Annotated in this window: 15 protein-coding genes; 6 read left to right on the forward strand and 9 right to left on the reverse strand. The window is 68.4% G+C overall.

What is annotated here, in order from left to right:
* Nucleotides 1–34: 34 nt before the first annotated feature.
* The 6 genes from murU to ACZ5BH_RS08590 all read left to right on the forward strand — a co-directional run bounded on the left by murU (nucleotide 35) and on the right by ACZ5BH_RS08590 (nucleotide 6,720).
* Entirely contained in the window at nucleotides 35–715 is a 681-nt protein-coding gene (gene murU / locus ACZ5BH_RS08565) for an N-acetylmuramate alpha-1-phosphate uridylyltransferase MurU (RefSeq protein WP_464888839.1), read from the forward strand.
* Nucleotides 708–2,141: a glutamate-cysteine ligase family protein gene (locus ACZ5BH_RS08570; protein WP_464888840.1), complete on the forward strand. Its 1,434-nt coding sequence runs from the start codon at nucleotides 708–710 to the stop codon at nucleotides 2,139–2,141. Before murU ends, ACZ5BH_RS08570 begins: the two co-directional genes overlap by 8 nt.
* Nucleotides 2,141–3,160: a M14 family metallopeptidase gene (locus ACZ5BH_RS08575; RefSeq protein WP_464888841.1), complete on the forward strand. Its 1,020-nt coding sequence runs from the start codon at nucleotides 2,141–2,143 to the stop codon at nucleotides 3,158–3,160. Before ACZ5BH_RS08570 ends, ACZ5BH_RS08575 begins: the two co-directional genes overlap by 1 nt.
* A 302-nt stretch (nucleotides 3,161–3,462) precedes the next feature.
* Nucleotides 3,463–4,125, forward strand: a complete 663-nt coding sequence (locus ACZ5BH_RS08580; protein WP_464888842.1) for a L,D-transpeptidase Cds6 family protein — start codon at nucleotides 3,463–3,465, stop codon at nucleotides 4,123–4,125.
* 1 nt (nucleotide 4,126) lies between these two features.
* Nucleotides 4,127–5,434, forward strand: coding sequence for a L,D-transpeptidase family protein (locus ACZ5BH_RS08585; protein WP_464888843.1), 1,308 nt, complete (start codon nucleotides 4,127–4,129; stop codon nucleotides 5,432–5,434).
* Between the two features lie 257 nt (nucleotides 5,435–5,691).
* The gene (locus tag ACZ5BH_RS08590; protein WP_464891200.1) at nucleotides 5,692–6,720 is read left to right on the forward strand and encodes an IS110 family RNA-guided transposase; all 1,029 of its coding nucleotides are present in this window, start codon (nucleotides 5,692–5,694) and stop codon (nucleotides 6,718–6,720) included.
* Between the two features lie 447 nt (nucleotides 6,721–7,167).
* Here ACZ5BH_RS08590 and ACZ5BH_RS08595 read toward each other — a convergent pair whose 3' ends face one another.
* The 9 genes from ACZ5BH_RS08595 to mltB form a co-directional block, all read right to left on the reverse strand.
* On the reverse strand, nucleotides 7,168–7,938 hold the full coding sequence (locus ACZ5BH_RS08595) for a YdcF family protein (protein ID WP_464888844.1): 771 nt from the start codon (nucleotides 7,936–7,938) through the stop codon (nucleotides 7,168–7,170).
* Between the two features lie 181 nt (nucleotides 7,939–8,119).
* Nucleotides 8,120–9,088 (reverse strand): lipoyl synthase, encoded by a 969-nt coding sequence (gene lipA / locus ACZ5BH_RS08600; RefSeq protein ID WP_464888845.1) that lies wholly within the window; start codon nucleotides 9,086–9,088, stop codon nucleotides 8,120–8,122.
* Nucleotides 9,066–9,671: a lipoyl(octanoyl) transferase LipB gene (lipB, locus tag ACZ5BH_RS08605; protein ID WP_464891211.1), complete on the reverse strand. Its 606-nt coding sequence runs from the start codon at nucleotides 9,669–9,671 to the stop codon at nucleotides 9,066–9,068. The genes lipA and lipB overlap by 23 nt, the downstream gene beginning before the upstream one ends.
* A gap of 92 nt (nucleotides 9,672–9,763) precedes the next feature.
* On the reverse strand, nucleotides 9,764–10,234 hold the full coding sequence (locus ACZ5BH_RS08610; RefSeq protein WP_464888846.1) for a cupin domain-containing protein: 471 nt from the start codon (nucleotides 10,232–10,234) through the stop codon (nucleotides 9,764–9,766).
* 13 nt (nucleotides 10,235–10,247) lie between these two features.
* Nucleotides 10,248–10,529 carry a YbeD family protein gene (locus tag ACZ5BH_RS08615; protein ID WP_464888847.1) on the reverse strand — a complete coding sequence of 94 codons (282 nt, stop codon included), beginning with the start codon at nucleotides 10,527–10,529 and terminating at the stop codon, nucleotides 10,248–10,250.
* Nucleotides 10,530–10,560: 31 nt separating this feature from the next.
* A complete protein-coding gene (locus tag ACZ5BH_RS08620; RefSeq protein ID WP_464888848.1) occupies nucleotides 10,561–11,427 on the reverse strand; it encodes a D-amino acid aminotransferase in 867 nt (288 codons plus the stop codon).
* Between the two features lies 1 nt (nucleotide 11,428).
* The gene (locus ACZ5BH_RS08625; protein WP_464888849.1) at nucleotides 11,429–12,571 is read right to left on the reverse strand and encodes a D-alanyl-D-alanine carboxypeptidase family protein; all 1,143 of its coding nucleotides are present in this window, start codon (nucleotides 12,569–12,571) and stop codon (nucleotides 11,429–11,431) included.
* Nucleotides 12,572–12,664: 93 nt separating this feature from the next.
* On the reverse strand, nucleotides 12,665–13,471 hold the full coding sequence (locus ACZ5BH_RS08630) for a septal ring lytic transglycosylase RlpA family protein (protein ID WP_464888850.1): 807 nt from the start codon (nucleotides 13,469–13,471) through the stop codon (nucleotides 12,665–12,667).
* Between the two features lie 255 nt (nucleotides 13,472–13,726).
* Nucleotides 13,727–14,701, reverse strand: coding sequence for a lytic murein transglycosylase B (gene mltB / locus ACZ5BH_RS08635; protein WP_464888851.1), 975 nt, complete (start codon nucleotides 14,699–14,701; stop codon nucleotides 13,727–13,729).
* Nucleotides 14,702–14,703: the final 2 nt, after the last annotated feature.

Consider the following 14,703-nt stretch of genomic DNA (forward strand, 5'->3'; position numbering starts at 1 on the left):
CCTCGTCCCTCGTCCCTCGTCGCTCGCCACTCCCATGCGCGCCCTGATCCTCGCCGCCGGCCGGGGCGAGCGCATGCGCCCGCTCACCGACACCACGCCCAAGCCGTTGCTGGCGGTGGGCGGACGGCCGCTCATCGAGTGGCATCTCCAGGCGCTGGCGGCCGCCGGCATCACCGAGGTGGTGATCAACCATGCCTGGCTGGGCGAGCGGATCGAGGCGGCCCTGGGCGATGGCGGGCGCTTCGGCCTGCAGATCCGCTATTCCCCCGAGCCGCCCGGCGCCCTGGAGACGGCCGGCGGCATCGTCAATGCCCTGCCGCTTCTGGGCGAGGCGCCGTTTCTGGTGGTCAACGGCGACATCTGGACCGACTACGCCTTCGCGCGCCTGCCCACAGCGCTGGGCGGCGATCTGGCCCACCTGGTGCTGGTGGACAATCCGCCCCAGCATCCGCAGGGCGATTTTCGTCTGGCAGGGGGGCGGGTGCATGCCGAGGGTGCGCCGCGGCTGACCTTCAGCGGCATCGGCGTCTATTCGCCGGCCCTGTTCGCCGGGCTTCCTCCGGGGCGGCGGCCCCTGGCGCCGGTGCTGCGCGAGGCCATGGCCGGGGGGCGGGTCAGCGGCGAGCATCATCGGGGCCGCTGGTTCGACATCGGCACCCCCGAGCGGCTGGCCGGCCTCGATGCGCTGCTGGCCGGGGAGCGGGACCATGGGTGAGGAGATCCGCCACAGCCGTTTCGACGCGGCGGATCACGCCCGCTACCGCGAGCGGCTGGCGGCCGAGACGGCCCTGCTGGCCCGCTGGTTCGCCGAGGATCGCTTCGCCCATGCCGCGCCGGTGGCCGGGTTCGAGCTGGAGGCCTGGCTGCTGGATGCGGAGCTGCGCCCGGCGCCCCGCAACGCCGAGTTTCTCGCCCGCCTCGACGATCCCATGGCCAGCCCCGAGCTGGCCAGCTTCAACTTCGAGGTCAACGGCACGCCGCAGCCCCTGCGCGGCCACGCCTTCTCGGCCATGCACGGCGAGCTGACGCGCACCTGGCAGCGTTGCCGCGCGGCGGCGGCCGGGATCGACTGCCGGATCGCCATGATCGGCATCCTGCCCACCGCCGAGAACGAGGATTTCAGCCTCGCCAACATGTCGCAGATGGCCCGCTACCGGGCCCTGAACCGGGAGGTGGTGCGTCTGCGCCGGGGCCGGCCGCTGGTGCTGGACATCAACGGCGTCGAGCATCTGCGCGTGACCCACCGCGACGTGATGCTGGAAGCGGCGGCCACCTCCTTCCAGATCCATCTGCAGGTGGATCCGGCGCGGGCGGTGCGCCTCTACAACGCCAGCCTCATCGCCTCCGCGCCGCTGGTGGCCATCAGCGCCAACTCGCCCTGGCTGTTCGGCAAGAACCTGTGGGACGAGACGCGGATCCCCCTGTTCGAGCAGGCGGTGGCGGTGGGCGGCTATGCCGGGGCCCGTTTCGGGCCCATCCGCCGGGTCACCTTCGGCAGCGGTTATGTGCGCCATTCGCTGCTGGAGCTGTTCGAGGAGAACCGGGAACACTATCCGGTGCTGTTGCCGGAGGACCTGGGCGAGGTCGATCCGCAACTGCACCATCTGCGCCTGCACAACGGCACCATCTGGCGCTGGAACCGGCCGCTGGTCGGTTTCGACGCGGCGGGACGCCCCCATCTGCGCATCGAGCACCGGGTGGTGCCGACCGGCCCCAGCATTCCCGATGCCATGGCCAACGCGGCCTTCTATTACGGCCTGGTCACCAGCCTGGCCGAAATGGCCGTGGCGCCCGAGTCGGTTCTGCCCTTCAATCAGGTGCGGGACAACTTCTACAGCGCCGCCCGGCATGGCCTGCGGGCCGCGATCCACTGGCAGGACGGCCGCACCCATCCCTTGCCGGACCTGATCCGGGATGCCCTGCTGCCGCTGGCCCGGGCCGGCCTCGAACGGCTGGAGGTGGCGGCCGACGATCGGGAACAGTTGCTGGGCATCATCGCCGCGCGCAACGCCACCGGCCAGAACGGCGCCACCTGGCAGCGGGCCTGGGTGGAACGTCACGGCCGGGACATGCGGGGCCTCACCGCCGCCTACCTCGAGCGCCAGGACAGCGGCCAGCCGGTGCACGAATGGACGCTCTGATGACCGACATTTCCCTCACCATCCTCGATGCCCCTCCGCCGGGCCTGTTCGAGCGCGACGCCACCCGTCTGCACGAAATCCTGCCCGGCCCCGCCCTGTTGCACTTCCCCGGCCAGCGCACGCCGGCGCTGTTCGTCTCGGTGCTGCTGCACGGCAACGAGACCACCGGCTGGGAGGCGGTGCGCCGGCTGCTGGCCCGGCATGCCGGCCGGCCCCTGCCCCGGGCCCTGACCCTGTTCATCGGCAACGTGCAGGCGGCCCGTGAAGGCCGGCGGGTGCTGCCGGGCCAGCAGGACTACAACCGGATCTGGCGCGGGGAGGGGCACGCGCCCGAGCACCGCCTGGCCCGGCAGGTGCTGGCGGAGCTGGATCGGCGCGAGTGGTTCGCCGCGGTGGACGTGCACAACAACACCGGCAAGAATCCCCATTACGCCTGCGTCAACCGGCTCGAGAACCGCTTTCTGCACCTGGCCCGGCTGTTCAGCCGCACGGTGGTGTACTTCATCCGGCCCGACACGGTGCTGTCGCTGGCCATGGCCAGCCGCTGCCCGGCGGTCACGGTCGAATGCGGCCAGCCGGGGCAGGCGCGCGGCGAGGCCCACGTGAGCGAATTCCTCGAGGCCTGCCTGCATCTGGATCACTTCCCCGAGCATCCCCTCACGCACCGCGACGTGGATTTGTTTCACACCGTGGCCACGGTGAAGATCCCGCCCGAGGTGCGTTTCGGCTTCGGCGATCGGGAAGGGGCGGATCTGTGCCTGCTGCCGGACATCGACCGTTTCAACTTCACCGAGCTGCCGGCCGGCACCGCCTTCGGCCGGGTGCTGCGCGAGGGCCTGCAACCCTTCATGGTGACCGACGAGGCCGGCCGGGAAGTGTTCCCCCGCTTCTTCGACATCAATGCCGGCTGGATCCAGACCCGCACGCCGGTGATGCCCTCCATGCTCACCCTGGATCGGGAAGTGATCCGGCAGGACTGCCTGTGCTACCTCATGGAGCGCCTGCCGCTGCCGGAGTGAAGCCGCACCGGCGCCGGCCGATAACCGGACAGGGCGACGCAGCCCGGTTATCATAGACTGAACAACTGCTCCAAACCTTCGGGCATGACAAGGGCTGTTGCTGGTGTCAGGGTCGCCCCCTTTGGCGGACAGCCGTTTCGTGACCCGCCGTGAATACATCCCTGTAGGCTCGACAGCCGCATCCCTGCGGCTGACGGTCACGAAACGGCTGTCCGCCAAAGGGGGCTTCGTGCCGGCACCCGAATCGTGACCGGCGATTTTGGAGCAGGCTGGACACCGTGGCACGGAACAGAACAACGAACATGATACGGACTCGCACAACAACCCTGATCCTGCTCCTCGCGCTGGCACACGCCGCCGGCGCCGAGCCCCTGGCCGAACTCAACAACCGGGCCGTGGCGGCGGCGCGTGCCGGCCAGCTCGAAGAGGCCTACCGCCTGCTGCAGGAGGCCATCGCCAGCGATCCCCGCTACGCGGTGGTGCAGGGCAATCTGGCCCGGGTGGTCGAGGAGATCTCCCGCCGCGATTACGGCAAGGCCCTGGAAGTGGACGCCGCCCCGCGGGAACTGGCCCTGAAGACCCTCAAGCCCAGGGCCGAGGTGCCTGCCGCGCCGCCGCCCGCTGGCCCCGATCCGGCCATCCTGACCCTGCTGGCCGACTGGTCCGGCGCCTGGTCGGCGCAGGACGTGGCGGCCTACCTGGGCTTCTATGCTGCCGACTTCCAGCCCCCCGGCGGGCTGGAACGTTCCGCCTGGGAGGCCCTGCGGCGCGAGCGCCTGCGCCGCCCCCGCTGGGTGCAGGTGCGGATCGAGAACGTGCAGGTGGTGTCCGCGCAGGGGGATACGGTGCGGGTGCGCTTCGATCAGGACTACCGTTCCGATCGCTACCGGGATCGCACCCGCAAGGAGCTGACCCTGGTACACACCCCCGAGGGCTGGCGGATCCGGGCCGAACGGAGCCTGTGACATGCATCGCGTGATCCTGCTCTTGTGCGTGTTGCTGGCGGCCGGGCCCGCCCTGGCCGAGGAGGCGCCGCTGCGCCTGGCGCGGCTCGAGGCTTCGGCCCCGATTCCCGCCGGCGCCGAGCGCGCGCGCGTCGAGGCGGTGCTGGCCCGGCTGGCGGAACGGCTGAGCCGCCAGCCGAGCGATCCGGAGGCGCGGCTGGTGCACAGCGTGCTGCGTTTTCGCAACGGCGACCGGCAGGGCGCCCTGGCCGAACTCGACCGGCTGGTGCGGGACGAGCCCGACTTCAATCTTGCCTGGCTGGTGCGCGGGGATCTGCGCCTGGCCGCGCTGGAGCCGGTGGCCGACGTGGGGCACAGCCCTCTCAGCCGCCTGTTCCTGGCCCCCGAGCAGCGTGACCGCCTGGAACGCCTGCGGGAGGAGGCCCGCCTGCGCCTGGCCGGGATCGGCTTCGACGGCTGGCGCGGGCGGCTGCCCGACGCCATCCTCGCTCTCGGCGAATCGGTGGACAACGCCCTGCTGGTGGACAAGCGCCTGCACCGCCTGTTCGTCTATGGCCGCGACGCCGACGGCCGCCTGCGCATGCGGGCCGACTACTACGTGAGCACCGGCAAGCTCGACGGCGACAAGCGCAAGGTCGGCGATCTGCGCACGCCGGAGGGCGTCTATTTCATCACCTCCCACATCCCCTCCGAGAAACTGCCGGACAAGTACGGGATCGGCGCCTTCCCGGTGAACTACCCCAACGAACTGGATCGGCGGCTGGGCAAGACCGGCTACGGGATCTGGCTGCACGGCACCGAGAGCCGCTACTACAGCCGCCCGCCGCGCGACAGCGAAGGCTGCATGGTGCTCACCAATCGCGACCTGCAACGCCTGCAGGGGGAACTGGCGCCGGGCCGCACGCCGGTGGTGATCAGCCCCGGCGTGGCGTGGCTGTCGCCGGGCGAATGGCGTGCCCGGCGGCAGGAACTGCTCGCCGCCATCGAGGCCTGGCGGCGGGACTGGGAAAGCCTGGATCTCGAGCGCTACCTCGCCCACTATGCCGAGGATTTCTGGGCCCGCGGCTTCGATTTCGCCGGCTGGCAGCGGCGCAAGCGCCAGGTGTTTGCCGGCAAGACCTTCCAGAAAATCGCCATCGAGGATCTCACCCTGCTGGCCTATCCCCGTCGCCAGGCTGATGAGCCGGCGATCGTCGTCGCCCGCTTCACCCAGGACTACCGCTCCAACAACTACGACAGCCGCATGCGCAAGCGCCTCTACCTCAAGCGCATCGATGGCCGCTGGAAGATCTGGTACGAGGGGCGTTGAGGCGAACGGGAAAAATCCAACGCCAAGGCGTGAAGGCGCAGAGGACGCAAAGTTTTTCCGGTAGACCTCACGGATTGCCTCGCACCATTTGTGTTGCAAGGCAATCCGTGAGGTCTACGATGGCTGAAAACATTTCAACGCAAAAAACGCGAAATGCCGTAGGGCGATGAGATGGTCTCCTCCCCCCCTTAAAAACGGCGTCACGATGCGCCAAGATGGAAGCACTTCACCATCCATCGAAGAAGGAGGAGGAGACCATGAGCAAGATTACGACAGTTGGACTGGATTTGGCAAAGCACGTGTTTCACGTGGTGTGCTGCGACGAGCGGGGCAAGGTGGTGCGCAAGCGGATGCTGAGGCGAGGGCAGGTGCTGGCGTATTTTGCGAACCTGGAGCCGGTCCTGGTGGGGATGGAAGCCTGCGCGAGCGCCCACTACTGGGCGCGGGAGCTGCAGGCACTGGGCCACGAGGTGAAGCTGATTCCGCCGCAGTACGTGAAGCCGTTTGTGCGGGGGAACAAGCACGATTACAACGACGCGCTGGCGATAGCCGAAGCGGTGGTGCGGCCGGAAATGCGGTTTGTGTCGGTGAAGACACCGGAGCAGCAGGACATCCAGGCGCTGCACCGTCTGCGCGAGCGCTGTCTTGCGGACCGCACGGCGCTGGTCAACCAGATACGGGGTCTGCTGGGGGAATACGGGATTGTTCTGCCCAAGGGGGTGAATACGCTGCGGCGTCGCCTGCCGGAGGTGCTGTCGGAGGCGGAGAATGGCCTGAGCGAGTGGTTTCGGCAGCTGTTGTGGGAGAGTTACCGGCGGTTTCAGGAGCTGGACGCGCACATTGCGTTTTACACCCGGGAACTGGAAGGCTACAGCCGCCGGAACGAGGCGGTGAAGCGGCTGCGGGCGATCCCGGGTTACGGGCCGGTGGTGGCGCCGGTTTTCTACAGCCAGATCGGCGACGGCCGGGCCTGGCGGCGGGGACGGGATGTGTCCGCATCCCTGGGTCTGGTGCCCCGCCAACACAGTAGCGGAGGGAAGGAACGGCTGCAGGGGATCAGCAAGCGGGGAGACGGCTATCTGCGCAGTCTGCTGGTGCATGGAGCGCGGTCGGTGGTGAAGGCGGCGGCGGGGAAGGATGACCGGCTCAGCCGCTGGATCAACCGGATCCGGGCGGAGCGCGGCTACAACAAGGCGGTGGTGGCGCTGGCCAACAAGATGGCCCGGATGGGGTGGGCGGTATTGAGGAACAAGACGGAATACCGGGCGGATTACCGCCCGGTCTGAAGGCGGGCAGGGCCCGCGAGGAACGATTTGGAGAGTTAGCCTGCCGACGATTGCGAAGACGCTGTGGCGAGCGATGACAAACAGGTCAGACCGGCGTATCGAAAACCTGCTTGAGCCGTAGGCTGGGACAAGCCGCTAGGGCGATTAGGACGATACGCGCAGATCTCATCGAGGCCAGAGGCGCAAAAAGCCTCACAAACAGGCCGGATATACGAGCGCAATCCTGTCCCTGTCGAAGTTTGGTACAACGTCTTGCAAAACGGGAGGAGACCATATACGGCTCAAGCGCAGCGGAGCCGCCATGGCAGGATGACAGATTCTAGCCGGCTCCGCTGCGCTTGAGCCGGCCTACCCGGAACGCCCCCTTCGACAGCAAGGACCAGCCACGAACAAACCATTCCCTTCTTTGCGTCCTCTGCGCCTTCGCGCCTTTGCGTCGAACCGTTTTCAGTACCGGATCGCGTACCACACCAGCCCCAGTACCTCGTGGAAGAAGAGGGCGCTGGTCAGGAAGGCGTGGCGGCTGGGCAGCAGGCGCAGGAGGAGGGGTTCCTCGTCGTCGAGGGCGTGGCGGTAGCCGGTGGGGGCGGGGATGACGGTGAAGCCGGCCTGCTCGAAGGCGCGCCGGCTGCGGGGCAGGTGCCAGGCATGGGTGACGAGGTAGATCCGCGTGAGGCCCGCGGCGGAAAGGAGGCGGTAACTGTTGACGGCGTTCTCCTGGCTGTTGCGGGACTCGCCCTCCACCCAGCGCACGGGCACGTGGAAATCGTTCTCCAGCGTCTCGCGCAGCAGTTCGGCCTCGGCGGGGCGCGCGCCGCCGAAGACCTTCCCGCCCGTGACCAGGATCGGCAGCCGGGTCTGGCGATGTAGGAAGGCGGCATAGCGGGCCCGCTCCAGGGTCCAGCGGCTGACCACGTCGCGTCCGCCGTATTCGGGCGCGGCCGGGGTGCGCCCGCCGCCCATCACCACGATGGCTTCGGCCCGGGGCGGGCGCAGATCGGCCGCGGTCAGCGCCGGGGTGGTCTCCAGCAGCCCGATGGCGAAGTCGGCCACCAGCGGGGTGCTGGCCAGCCACAGCAGGGCGAACCCGGCGAAGGCCAGGAACCGACCGGCGAGATCGTGGCGCCGCGCCAGCCGCCAGCCGCCCAGCAGAAGCAGGAGAATCAGTCCCGGCGGCAGGAGCAGGGTGGCGATCAGCTTGGTGAGAGTGATGTCCATGGCGGGTCAGGGACGAGGGACGAGTGGCGAGGGACGAGAATCGCAGGGCGGATGAAGGCCCGTCAGGGCCACAAGTCGGGGCCGGCCCGCCCGGGTTTCCCCAGCACTATTCCCCCCATCCCTCCGTGTCCTCCGTGCCTCCGTGATCTCCGTGTTCCCTTCCACCGCGTCCACCACGGTTTCAGCTCACCCGCTCCCCCGCGGCCTGCAGATCGGCATGGTAGGAGGAGCGGACCATGGGGCCGCTGGCCACGTTGTCGAAGCCCAGTTCGTAGCCGATCCGTTCCAGCTCGGCGAAGGTCTCGGGGGTGACGTAGCGGCGCACCGGCAGGTGATGGCGGCTCGGCTGCAGGTACTGGCCGAGGGTGAGCATGTTGCAGCCGTGGGCGCGCAGATCGCGCATCACTTCGATCACTTCCTCGTCGGTCTCGCCAAGGCCGAGCATCAGGCCCGACTTGGTGGGCACGTCCGGATGCCGTTCGCCGAAGCGGCGCAGCAGCGCCAGCGAGCCGGCGTAGTCGGCGCCGGGGCGCGCGGCCCGGTAGAGTCGGGGCACCGTTTCCAGGTTGTGGTTGAACACGTCCGGCGGCGTTTCGGCGAGGATGTCCAGCGCCCGGTCCACGCGGCCCCGGAAGTCGGGCACCAGGATCTCGATCCCGGTGTCGGGGCTGGTTTCGCGCACGGCGCGGATGCAGGCGGCGTAATGGGCGGCGCCGCCGTCGCGCAGATCGTCCCGATCCACCGAGGTGATCACCACGTAGCGCAGGCCCATGGCGGCGATGGTCGCGGCGAGGTTGGCCGGTTCGTTCGCGTCGGGCGGGGCGGGGCGGCCGTGGGCCACGTCGCAGAAGGGGCAGCGGCGGGTGCAGACGTCGCCCAGGATCATGAAGGTGGCAGTGCCGTGACGGAAACATTCGCCGATGTTGGGGCAGGCCGCCTCCTCGCAGACGGTGTGCAGGTTGCGCTCGCGCAGGATCCCCTTCAGCCGCCCCACTTCCGGATGGTTGGGGGCCCTGGCCCGGATCCAGCGCGGCTTGGGCAGCGGCGTCTCCGGCTGGACGATCTTCACCGGGATGCGCGCGGTCTTGGAGGCGCCCTTGAGGGGATTGGGCGCGCGGGGGCGGTCGTCAGGCGGATTGGGTTTCGACATGGGGCAGGCGATCTTCGGCGGGCAGGGGCGCATTGTAGCCCAGAACGTCGAGCAGATGCGCCGCCAGCGCCTCGCCCAGGGCGGCCGCGTCGGCCTCGATGCCGAGATCCCGGGTGCGGGTGACGGCCATGCCCGGATAACCGCAGGGGTTGATGCGCGAGAAGGGCGCCAGGTCGAGGTCCACGTTCAGCGCCAGACCGTGATAGCTGCGTCCCCGCCGCACCCGCAGGCCGAGGGCGGCGATCTTGGCCCCCTCCACGTACACGCCCGGGGCGTCCTCACGGCCCTCGGCGGCGAGGCCGTGCGTCGCCAGCAAATCGATGACGGCCTGCTCCATGCGCCGCACCAGTTCACGCACCCCGATCCCCAGCCGGTTCAGATCGAGCAGCGGATAGAGCACGATCTGCCCCGGCCCGTGGTAGGTCACCTGACCGCCCCGATCCACGTTTACCACCGGAATGTCGCCGGGGGCGAGCAGGTGTTCCGGTTTGGCGTTGAGGCCCAGGGTGAACACCGGCGGATGCTCCACCAGCCACAGCTCGTCGGAGGTGGCCTCGTCTCGCGCCGCCGTGAAGGCCTGCATCGCCCGCCACACCGGCTCGTAGCGTTGCTCCCCCAGCCGCCGGAGCCGGATGACCCGTTCCGTTTCGTCCCTCGCCACGCGTCCCTCGGCCCTCAATAGGGGTTGCCGTCCTTGTGCAGGAAGCGCCAGTTGCCCTCGGCGTCCATCTCCGCCAGCAGATCCTCGTCGGGATAGACCACCCGGTCGCCGCGGCTGCGATCGCCGATCTCCAGGTACACCACCTCCCGGTCGGAGCGGTTGACCAGTTGCGCGGCCACCCCCGAGCCGGCCGGCAGGCCGTGGCAGTCGCCCGGCCCCAGCTCGTGGGGCACGCCGTCGAGCAGCAGGGTGGCGGTGCCCGCGAGGATGTAGACGATCTCGTCCTGCTTCGCGTGATGATGGGCCAGGGCCGAGATGGCGCCGGGGGCGAGGGTGGTGTGGTTGATGCCGAAGTTCGTCAGGCCGAAGTGATCGCCCAGCTTGCGCTTGGTGCGCCCTTTGGTGCGCGCGGCGAATTCCGGCGGATAGAGGCTGCCGGAGGAGGGGGTGACCGCCGCGGCGGCGATGGGGGGCTTGATGGACATGGCGGTCTCCTTGTCAGAGCGTCATCACCACGCTTTCGTGGGCGTTCAGCGCCAGGTAGATGGCGTCGAGCTGTTCGCGGCTGGTGGCGTTGACTTCCAGGGTGATGGCCAGGTAGTTGCCCTTGCCGCTGGCGCGGGTGCGCACGTCCTCCGCGGCGAGATCGGGCGCATGCTCGCGCACCAGGGCCACGATCTCGGCTTCGAGATCGGCGCGGGCGCGGCCCATCACCTTGATCGGGAAGCGGCAGGGAAATTCGAGCAGGGACGGGTCGGTCATGTCTTGCGGTTTGTCCATCCTGCATTGATGGTGGCCGGGAACCGCGGATTCAAGCGCCGCGCCGCAGATCGTCCACGAAGCGCCGGTAGTGGCCGATCATCGTGTGCCAGACCGGCCCGGGCCGCCCCTCGCCCACGGCAAGATCGTCCAGGCGGGTGACCGGCAGGATTTCCCTGGTCGAGCTGGTGAGCCAGATCTCCTGCGCGCGGCGCAGTTCGGCTTCGGGGATCGGCCGTTCCTCGCATTCCAGGGCGTGCTCCATGGCCAGTTCCACCACCAGATCGCGGGTGATGCCGGGCAGCAGGCAGTCGCCCTTGGGCGGGGTGACGATGACCCCGTCGCTGACGATGAAGACGTTGCTGGCCGCGCCTTCGGTCACCTCGCCATGGCGCAGCAGAATGGCCTCGGCGGCGCCCTGTTCGACGGCCTGCTGGCGCAGCAGGATGTTGGGCAGCAGGGCGATGCTCTTGATGTGACAGTATTCCCAGCGGATGTCGTTCAGGGTCACGGCGGTCACGCCCTCGCGCAGCTCGGCCTCGGGCACCGGCCGGAAGGGATTGCTCATCAGGAACACGGTGGGCCGGCTGCCCTCGGGGAAACGGTGATCCCGGGGCGCGATGCCGCGGGTCACCTGCAGATAGACGGACTGATCGCCGCCGCCGTTGCGCGAGATCAGCTCGGCGATCAGGCCCTGCCATTCGTCTTCGGTGTGGGGATCGTCGATGCGCACCGCCGCCAGGCTGTTGGCCAGGCGCTGCAGATGGTGGGCGAGGCGGAAGGGCTTGCCGGCGTAGACCGGGATCACCTCGTACACGCCGTCGCCGAAGATGAAGCCCCGGTCCAGCACCGGCACGCAGGCGTCGGCCAGCGGCAGGAAACGGCCGTTGAGCCAGGCGATGGACAGGGGCTCGGCCATGTTACTTGAACATCAGCAGCACGCTGTCCACCAGCGTGCGCCACAGCCCGCCTTCCGGCACGTCTTCCAGGGCCACCAGCGGTTTTTTGGCGATGACCTTGTCGCCCAGCCGGATGACCACCTCGCCATGGGGCTCGCCCTTGCGCGCCGGGGCCATCAGTTGGGTGTCCACGCTCATGCTGGCCTTGACCTGCTTGCGCTGGCCCCGGGGAATGGTGATCCACAGATCCTCGGCCAGGCCCAGGGGCAGCATCTCCTTCTCGCCCTTCCAGATCCGCATCTCGGTCAGGGGTTCGTCGGCCCGGTGCAGGAGGAAGGTTTCATAGAAACGGAAACCGTAGTTGAGCAGCTTGCGGCTGGCGGTGGCCCGGGCCTTGTCGGAGGCGGTGCCGAGCACCACCGAGATCAGGCGCATGTCGTCCTGCCTTGCCGAGGCCACCAGGCAATAGCCGGCGGTTTCGGTGTGCCCGGTCTTGATGCCGTCCACTCGCTCGTCGATCCACAGCAGACGGTTGCGGTTGAACTGGCGGATGTTGTTCCAGGTGTATTCCTTTTCCCGGTACAGATCGTAGTGTTCGGGAAAGTCGCGGATCAGGGCCGCGGCCAGAATGGCCAGATCCCGGGCGGTGGTGTAGTGATCGGGATGCGGCCAGCCGGTGGCGTTGGCGAAATGGGTATGGGTCAGGCCCAGGCGCCGGGCATACAGGTTCATGAGATCCACGAAGGCGTCTTCGCTGCCGGCCACGTGTTCGGCCAGGGCCACGCTGGCATCGTTGCCCGACTGGATCACCATGCCCTTGAGCAGTTCGTGCAGGGGCACGCGCTTGCCCACCTCGATGAACATCTTCGAGCCCTGCATGCGCCAGGCCTTCTCGCTCACCGGCACTTCGTCGTCCTCGCCGATGGTGCCTTTCTCGATTTCGCTGAGCACCACGTAGGCGGTCATCATCTTGGTCAGGCTGGCCGGTTCCACGCGCTCGTCGGCATTGTGTTCCACCAGCACCTGGCCGGAATGGTAGTCGGTGAGCAGCCAGGCCTTGGCCGCAAGGGCCGGTGGCTTGGGCACGAGCCCCGGCACCGCGGTGGCCAGGGCGGGCAGCAAGCACAGGAAGAGAAGCGGCGGGAACAGTCGGGCGATTTTCATGAGGCTATTGTAACCGCTGGGTCGCGAAAAAGTCTGCCGGAGGCCGCAAAAATGCGGCATGGCCGCGGCGCTCCCGCCGCGACCGGACGCGATTCAGTCGATCACCACGTGCGGCGTGTCGAAGCCCCGGTGGATCAGGCGTTCGGCCAGGCGGTCGGCTTCCTCGACGCTGGCCAGGGGGCCGATGCGCACGCGGTAGAGGGGGCTGCGCTTGCGCCCGGCGCGCTGGATGTGCACCGGGCCGAAGCCGGCCAGGCGCCGGCGCAGGTTTTCCGCATTGGTGCGGCTGCTGAAGGCGCCGACCTGCAGATAGAGGCCGTAGCGCACGGCGACGGCATGATCTGCCGCAGCGGGACGGGAGGAGGCGCGGCGCCAGGTGCGGGGATCGATGGCGCGCACTTCCACCAGGCCGGTGCCGGTCTCCACGATGCCGAGTTTCTTCGCCGCGGCCCAGGAGAGATCGATCAGGCGGTTGGGATGAAAGGGCCCGCGATCGTTGACGCGCACCACCACCTTGCGGCCGTTGCGCAGGTTGGTCACCTCCACGTAGGTGGGCAGGGGCAGGCGGGTATGGGCGGCGGTCATGGCGTACATGTCGTAGGTTTCGCCGCTGGAGGTGCGGTGGCCGTGGAACTTGCGGCCGTACCAGGAGGCGATGCCCCGTTCCACGTAGCCGGTGGCGTCGTCCATCACCCGGTAGGTGCGGCCGTTGACCGTGTAGCGTCTGGGGTTGCCGTAGCGGCTGCGCGGTTCGATGCGGGGCACCGCGTCGGGAATGGCGCTCACGTCGCGGGACACCGGCGGGGCGCTATCATGCCGGTGGTCGTAGCGCGAGCCCGCGCAGGCGGCGAGGCTCGCGGCGCAAAACAGCAGGGCGAGACGGTGAACGGCCGTTGACATGAAAACGGTGGACACGACGAATCGGATACTCCGTAATGATTGCGGCTGAAACGGCGGCGCCGCCACACTTGATTCGCTCTACGGCTGTAGGAGCGGCGCGAGCCGCGATGCGGCGGTAGCGGGCGGCGGGTAGCTGGGAAAACCGAATGTCGTTTCCAGCTACCCGCCACCACATAATCGCGGCTTGCGCCGCTCCTACAAAAAAATCGTGTCAAAACGATTTTGACACATTCAATAACTCGTCCCTCGTCCCTGTCATGGCCGGTAACGGCGACGGATTTCCCGGCTCAACTGGAACACGGCCATGGCATACAGGGCGCTGCGATTGTAACGGCTGATGACGTAGAAGTTGTGCCACACCACCCAGTGTTCGGGGCCGTCGGCGCCGTCCAGTTCGATGAGGGCGCCCTTGAGGTGGGGCGGCAGGCCCTGGGGCAGCACCACGCCCAGGGCCAGCAGATCGTCCTGGCTGTGATGGGGCTTGAGATTGCCGTCGATCAGTTCCCGCCAGCGCTTGCCGTGTACCCGTACCCGGTGGGCGACCGGTTCGCCCGGATGCCAGTGATGGCGGTAGAAATAGTTGGCCACCGAACCGATCACGTCGGCCGGGTTGCGCCACAGATCGCGTTTGCCGTCGCCGTCGAAGTCCACCGCGTAGTGGCGGAAGGAGCTGGGCATGAACTGGGGCATGCCCATGGCGCCGGCATAGGAGCCGAGCTGCCGCTGCGGCGGCAGTTTTTCCTCGCGGGTCATGAGCAGGTATTCCTTCAGCTCCTTGCGGAAGAAGCCGGCGCGGGGCGGATAGGCGAAGGCCAGGGTGGAGAGGGCGTCGAGGACGCGAAAGCGGCCGGCGTGGCGGCCATAGCGGGTTTCCACGCCGATGATGGCGACGATGATCTCTTCGGGCACGCCGTAGGTTTCCCGGGCGCGGGCCAGCAGATCGGCGTGTTCGCGCCAGAAGCGCACGCCGCCGTCGCGGCGATCGGCGGTGAGAAAGATGGGCCGGTATTCCTTCCAGGGCTTGCTCTCGGCGGGCCGTGAAATGGCGTCGAGAATCGACTGGTGCAGTTTCACGCCGGCAAACAGGGTTTGCAGTTGCCGGCGATCGAAATCGTGCTGGCGGGCCATCTCGTCGATGAAGGCGCCAAGGGCCACCGGATCGGGCGCGGGGCGGGCCAGGGCTGCAAGGGGCAGGCACAGGCAGGTGAGCAGGAGGGGGAAAAACTTCATGA

The sequence above is a fragment of the Thioprofundum lithotrophicum genome, assembly GCF_055387065.1.

What these genes read in the sequence shown, in the direction of transcription:
- murU (WP_464888839.1), top strand. Translation starts at nt 35, where the DNA reads ATGCGCGCCCTGATCCTCGCCGCCGGCCGGGGCGAGCGCATGCGCCCG.
- ACZ5BH_RS08570 (WP_464888840.1), top strand. Translation starts at nt 708, where the DNA reads ATGGGTGAGGAGATCCGCCACAGCCGTTTCGACGCGGCGGATCACGCC.
- ACZ5BH_RS08575 (WP_464888841.1), top strand. Translation starts at nt 2,141, where the DNA reads ATGACCGACATTTCCCTCACCATCCTCGATGCCCCTCCGCCGGGCCTG.
- ACZ5BH_RS08580 (WP_464888842.1), top strand. Translation starts at nt 3,463, where the DNA reads ATGATACGGACTCGCACAACAACCCTGATCCTGCTCCTCGCGCTGGCA.
- ACZ5BH_RS08585 (WP_464888843.1), top strand. Translation starts at nt 4,127, where the DNA reads ATGCATCGCGTGATCCTGCTCTTGTGCGTGTTGCTGGCGGCCGGGCCC.
- ACZ5BH_RS08590 (WP_464891200.1), top strand. Translation starts at nt 5,692, where the DNA reads ATGAGCAAGATTACGACAGTTGGACTGGATTTGGCAAAGCACGTGTTT.
- ACZ5BH_RS08595 (WP_464888844.1), bottom strand. Translation starts at nt 7,938, where the DNA reads ATGGACATCACTCTCACCAAGCTGATCGCCACCCTGCTCCTGCCGCCG.
- lipA (WP_464888845.1), bottom strand. Translation starts at nt 9,088, where the DNA reads ATGTCGAAACCCAATCCGCCTGACGACCGCCCCCGCGCGCCCAATCCC.
- lipB (WP_464891211.1), bottom strand. Translation starts at nt 9,671, where the DNA reads ATGCAGGCCTTCACGGCGGCGCGAGACGAGGCCACCTCCGACGAGCTG.
- ACZ5BH_RS08610 (WP_464888846.1), bottom strand. Translation starts at nt 10,234, where the DNA reads ATGTCCATCAAGCCCCCCATCGCCGCCGCGGCGGTCACCCCCTCCTCC.
- ACZ5BH_RS08615 (WP_464888847.1), bottom strand. Translation starts at nt 10,529, where the DNA reads ATGGACAAACCGCAAGACATGACCGACCCGTCCCTGCTCGAATTTCCC.
- ACZ5BH_RS08620 (WP_464888848.1), bottom strand. Translation starts at nt 11,427, where the DNA reads ATGGCCGAGCCCCTGTCCATCGCCTGGCTCAACGGCCGTTTCCTGCCG.
- ACZ5BH_RS08625 (WP_464888849.1), bottom strand. Translation starts at nt 12,571, where the DNA reads ATGAAAATCGCCCGACTGTTCCCGCCGCTTCTCTTCCTGTGCTTGCTG.
- ACZ5BH_RS08630 (WP_464888850.1), bottom strand. Translation starts at nt 13,471, where the DNA reads ATGTCAACGGCCGTTCACCGTCTCGCCCTGCTGTTTTGCGCCGCGAGC.
- mltB (WP_464888851.1), bottom strand. Translation starts at nt 14,701, where the DNA reads ATGAAGTTTTTCCCCCTCCTGCTCACCTGCCTGTGCCTGCCCCTTGCA.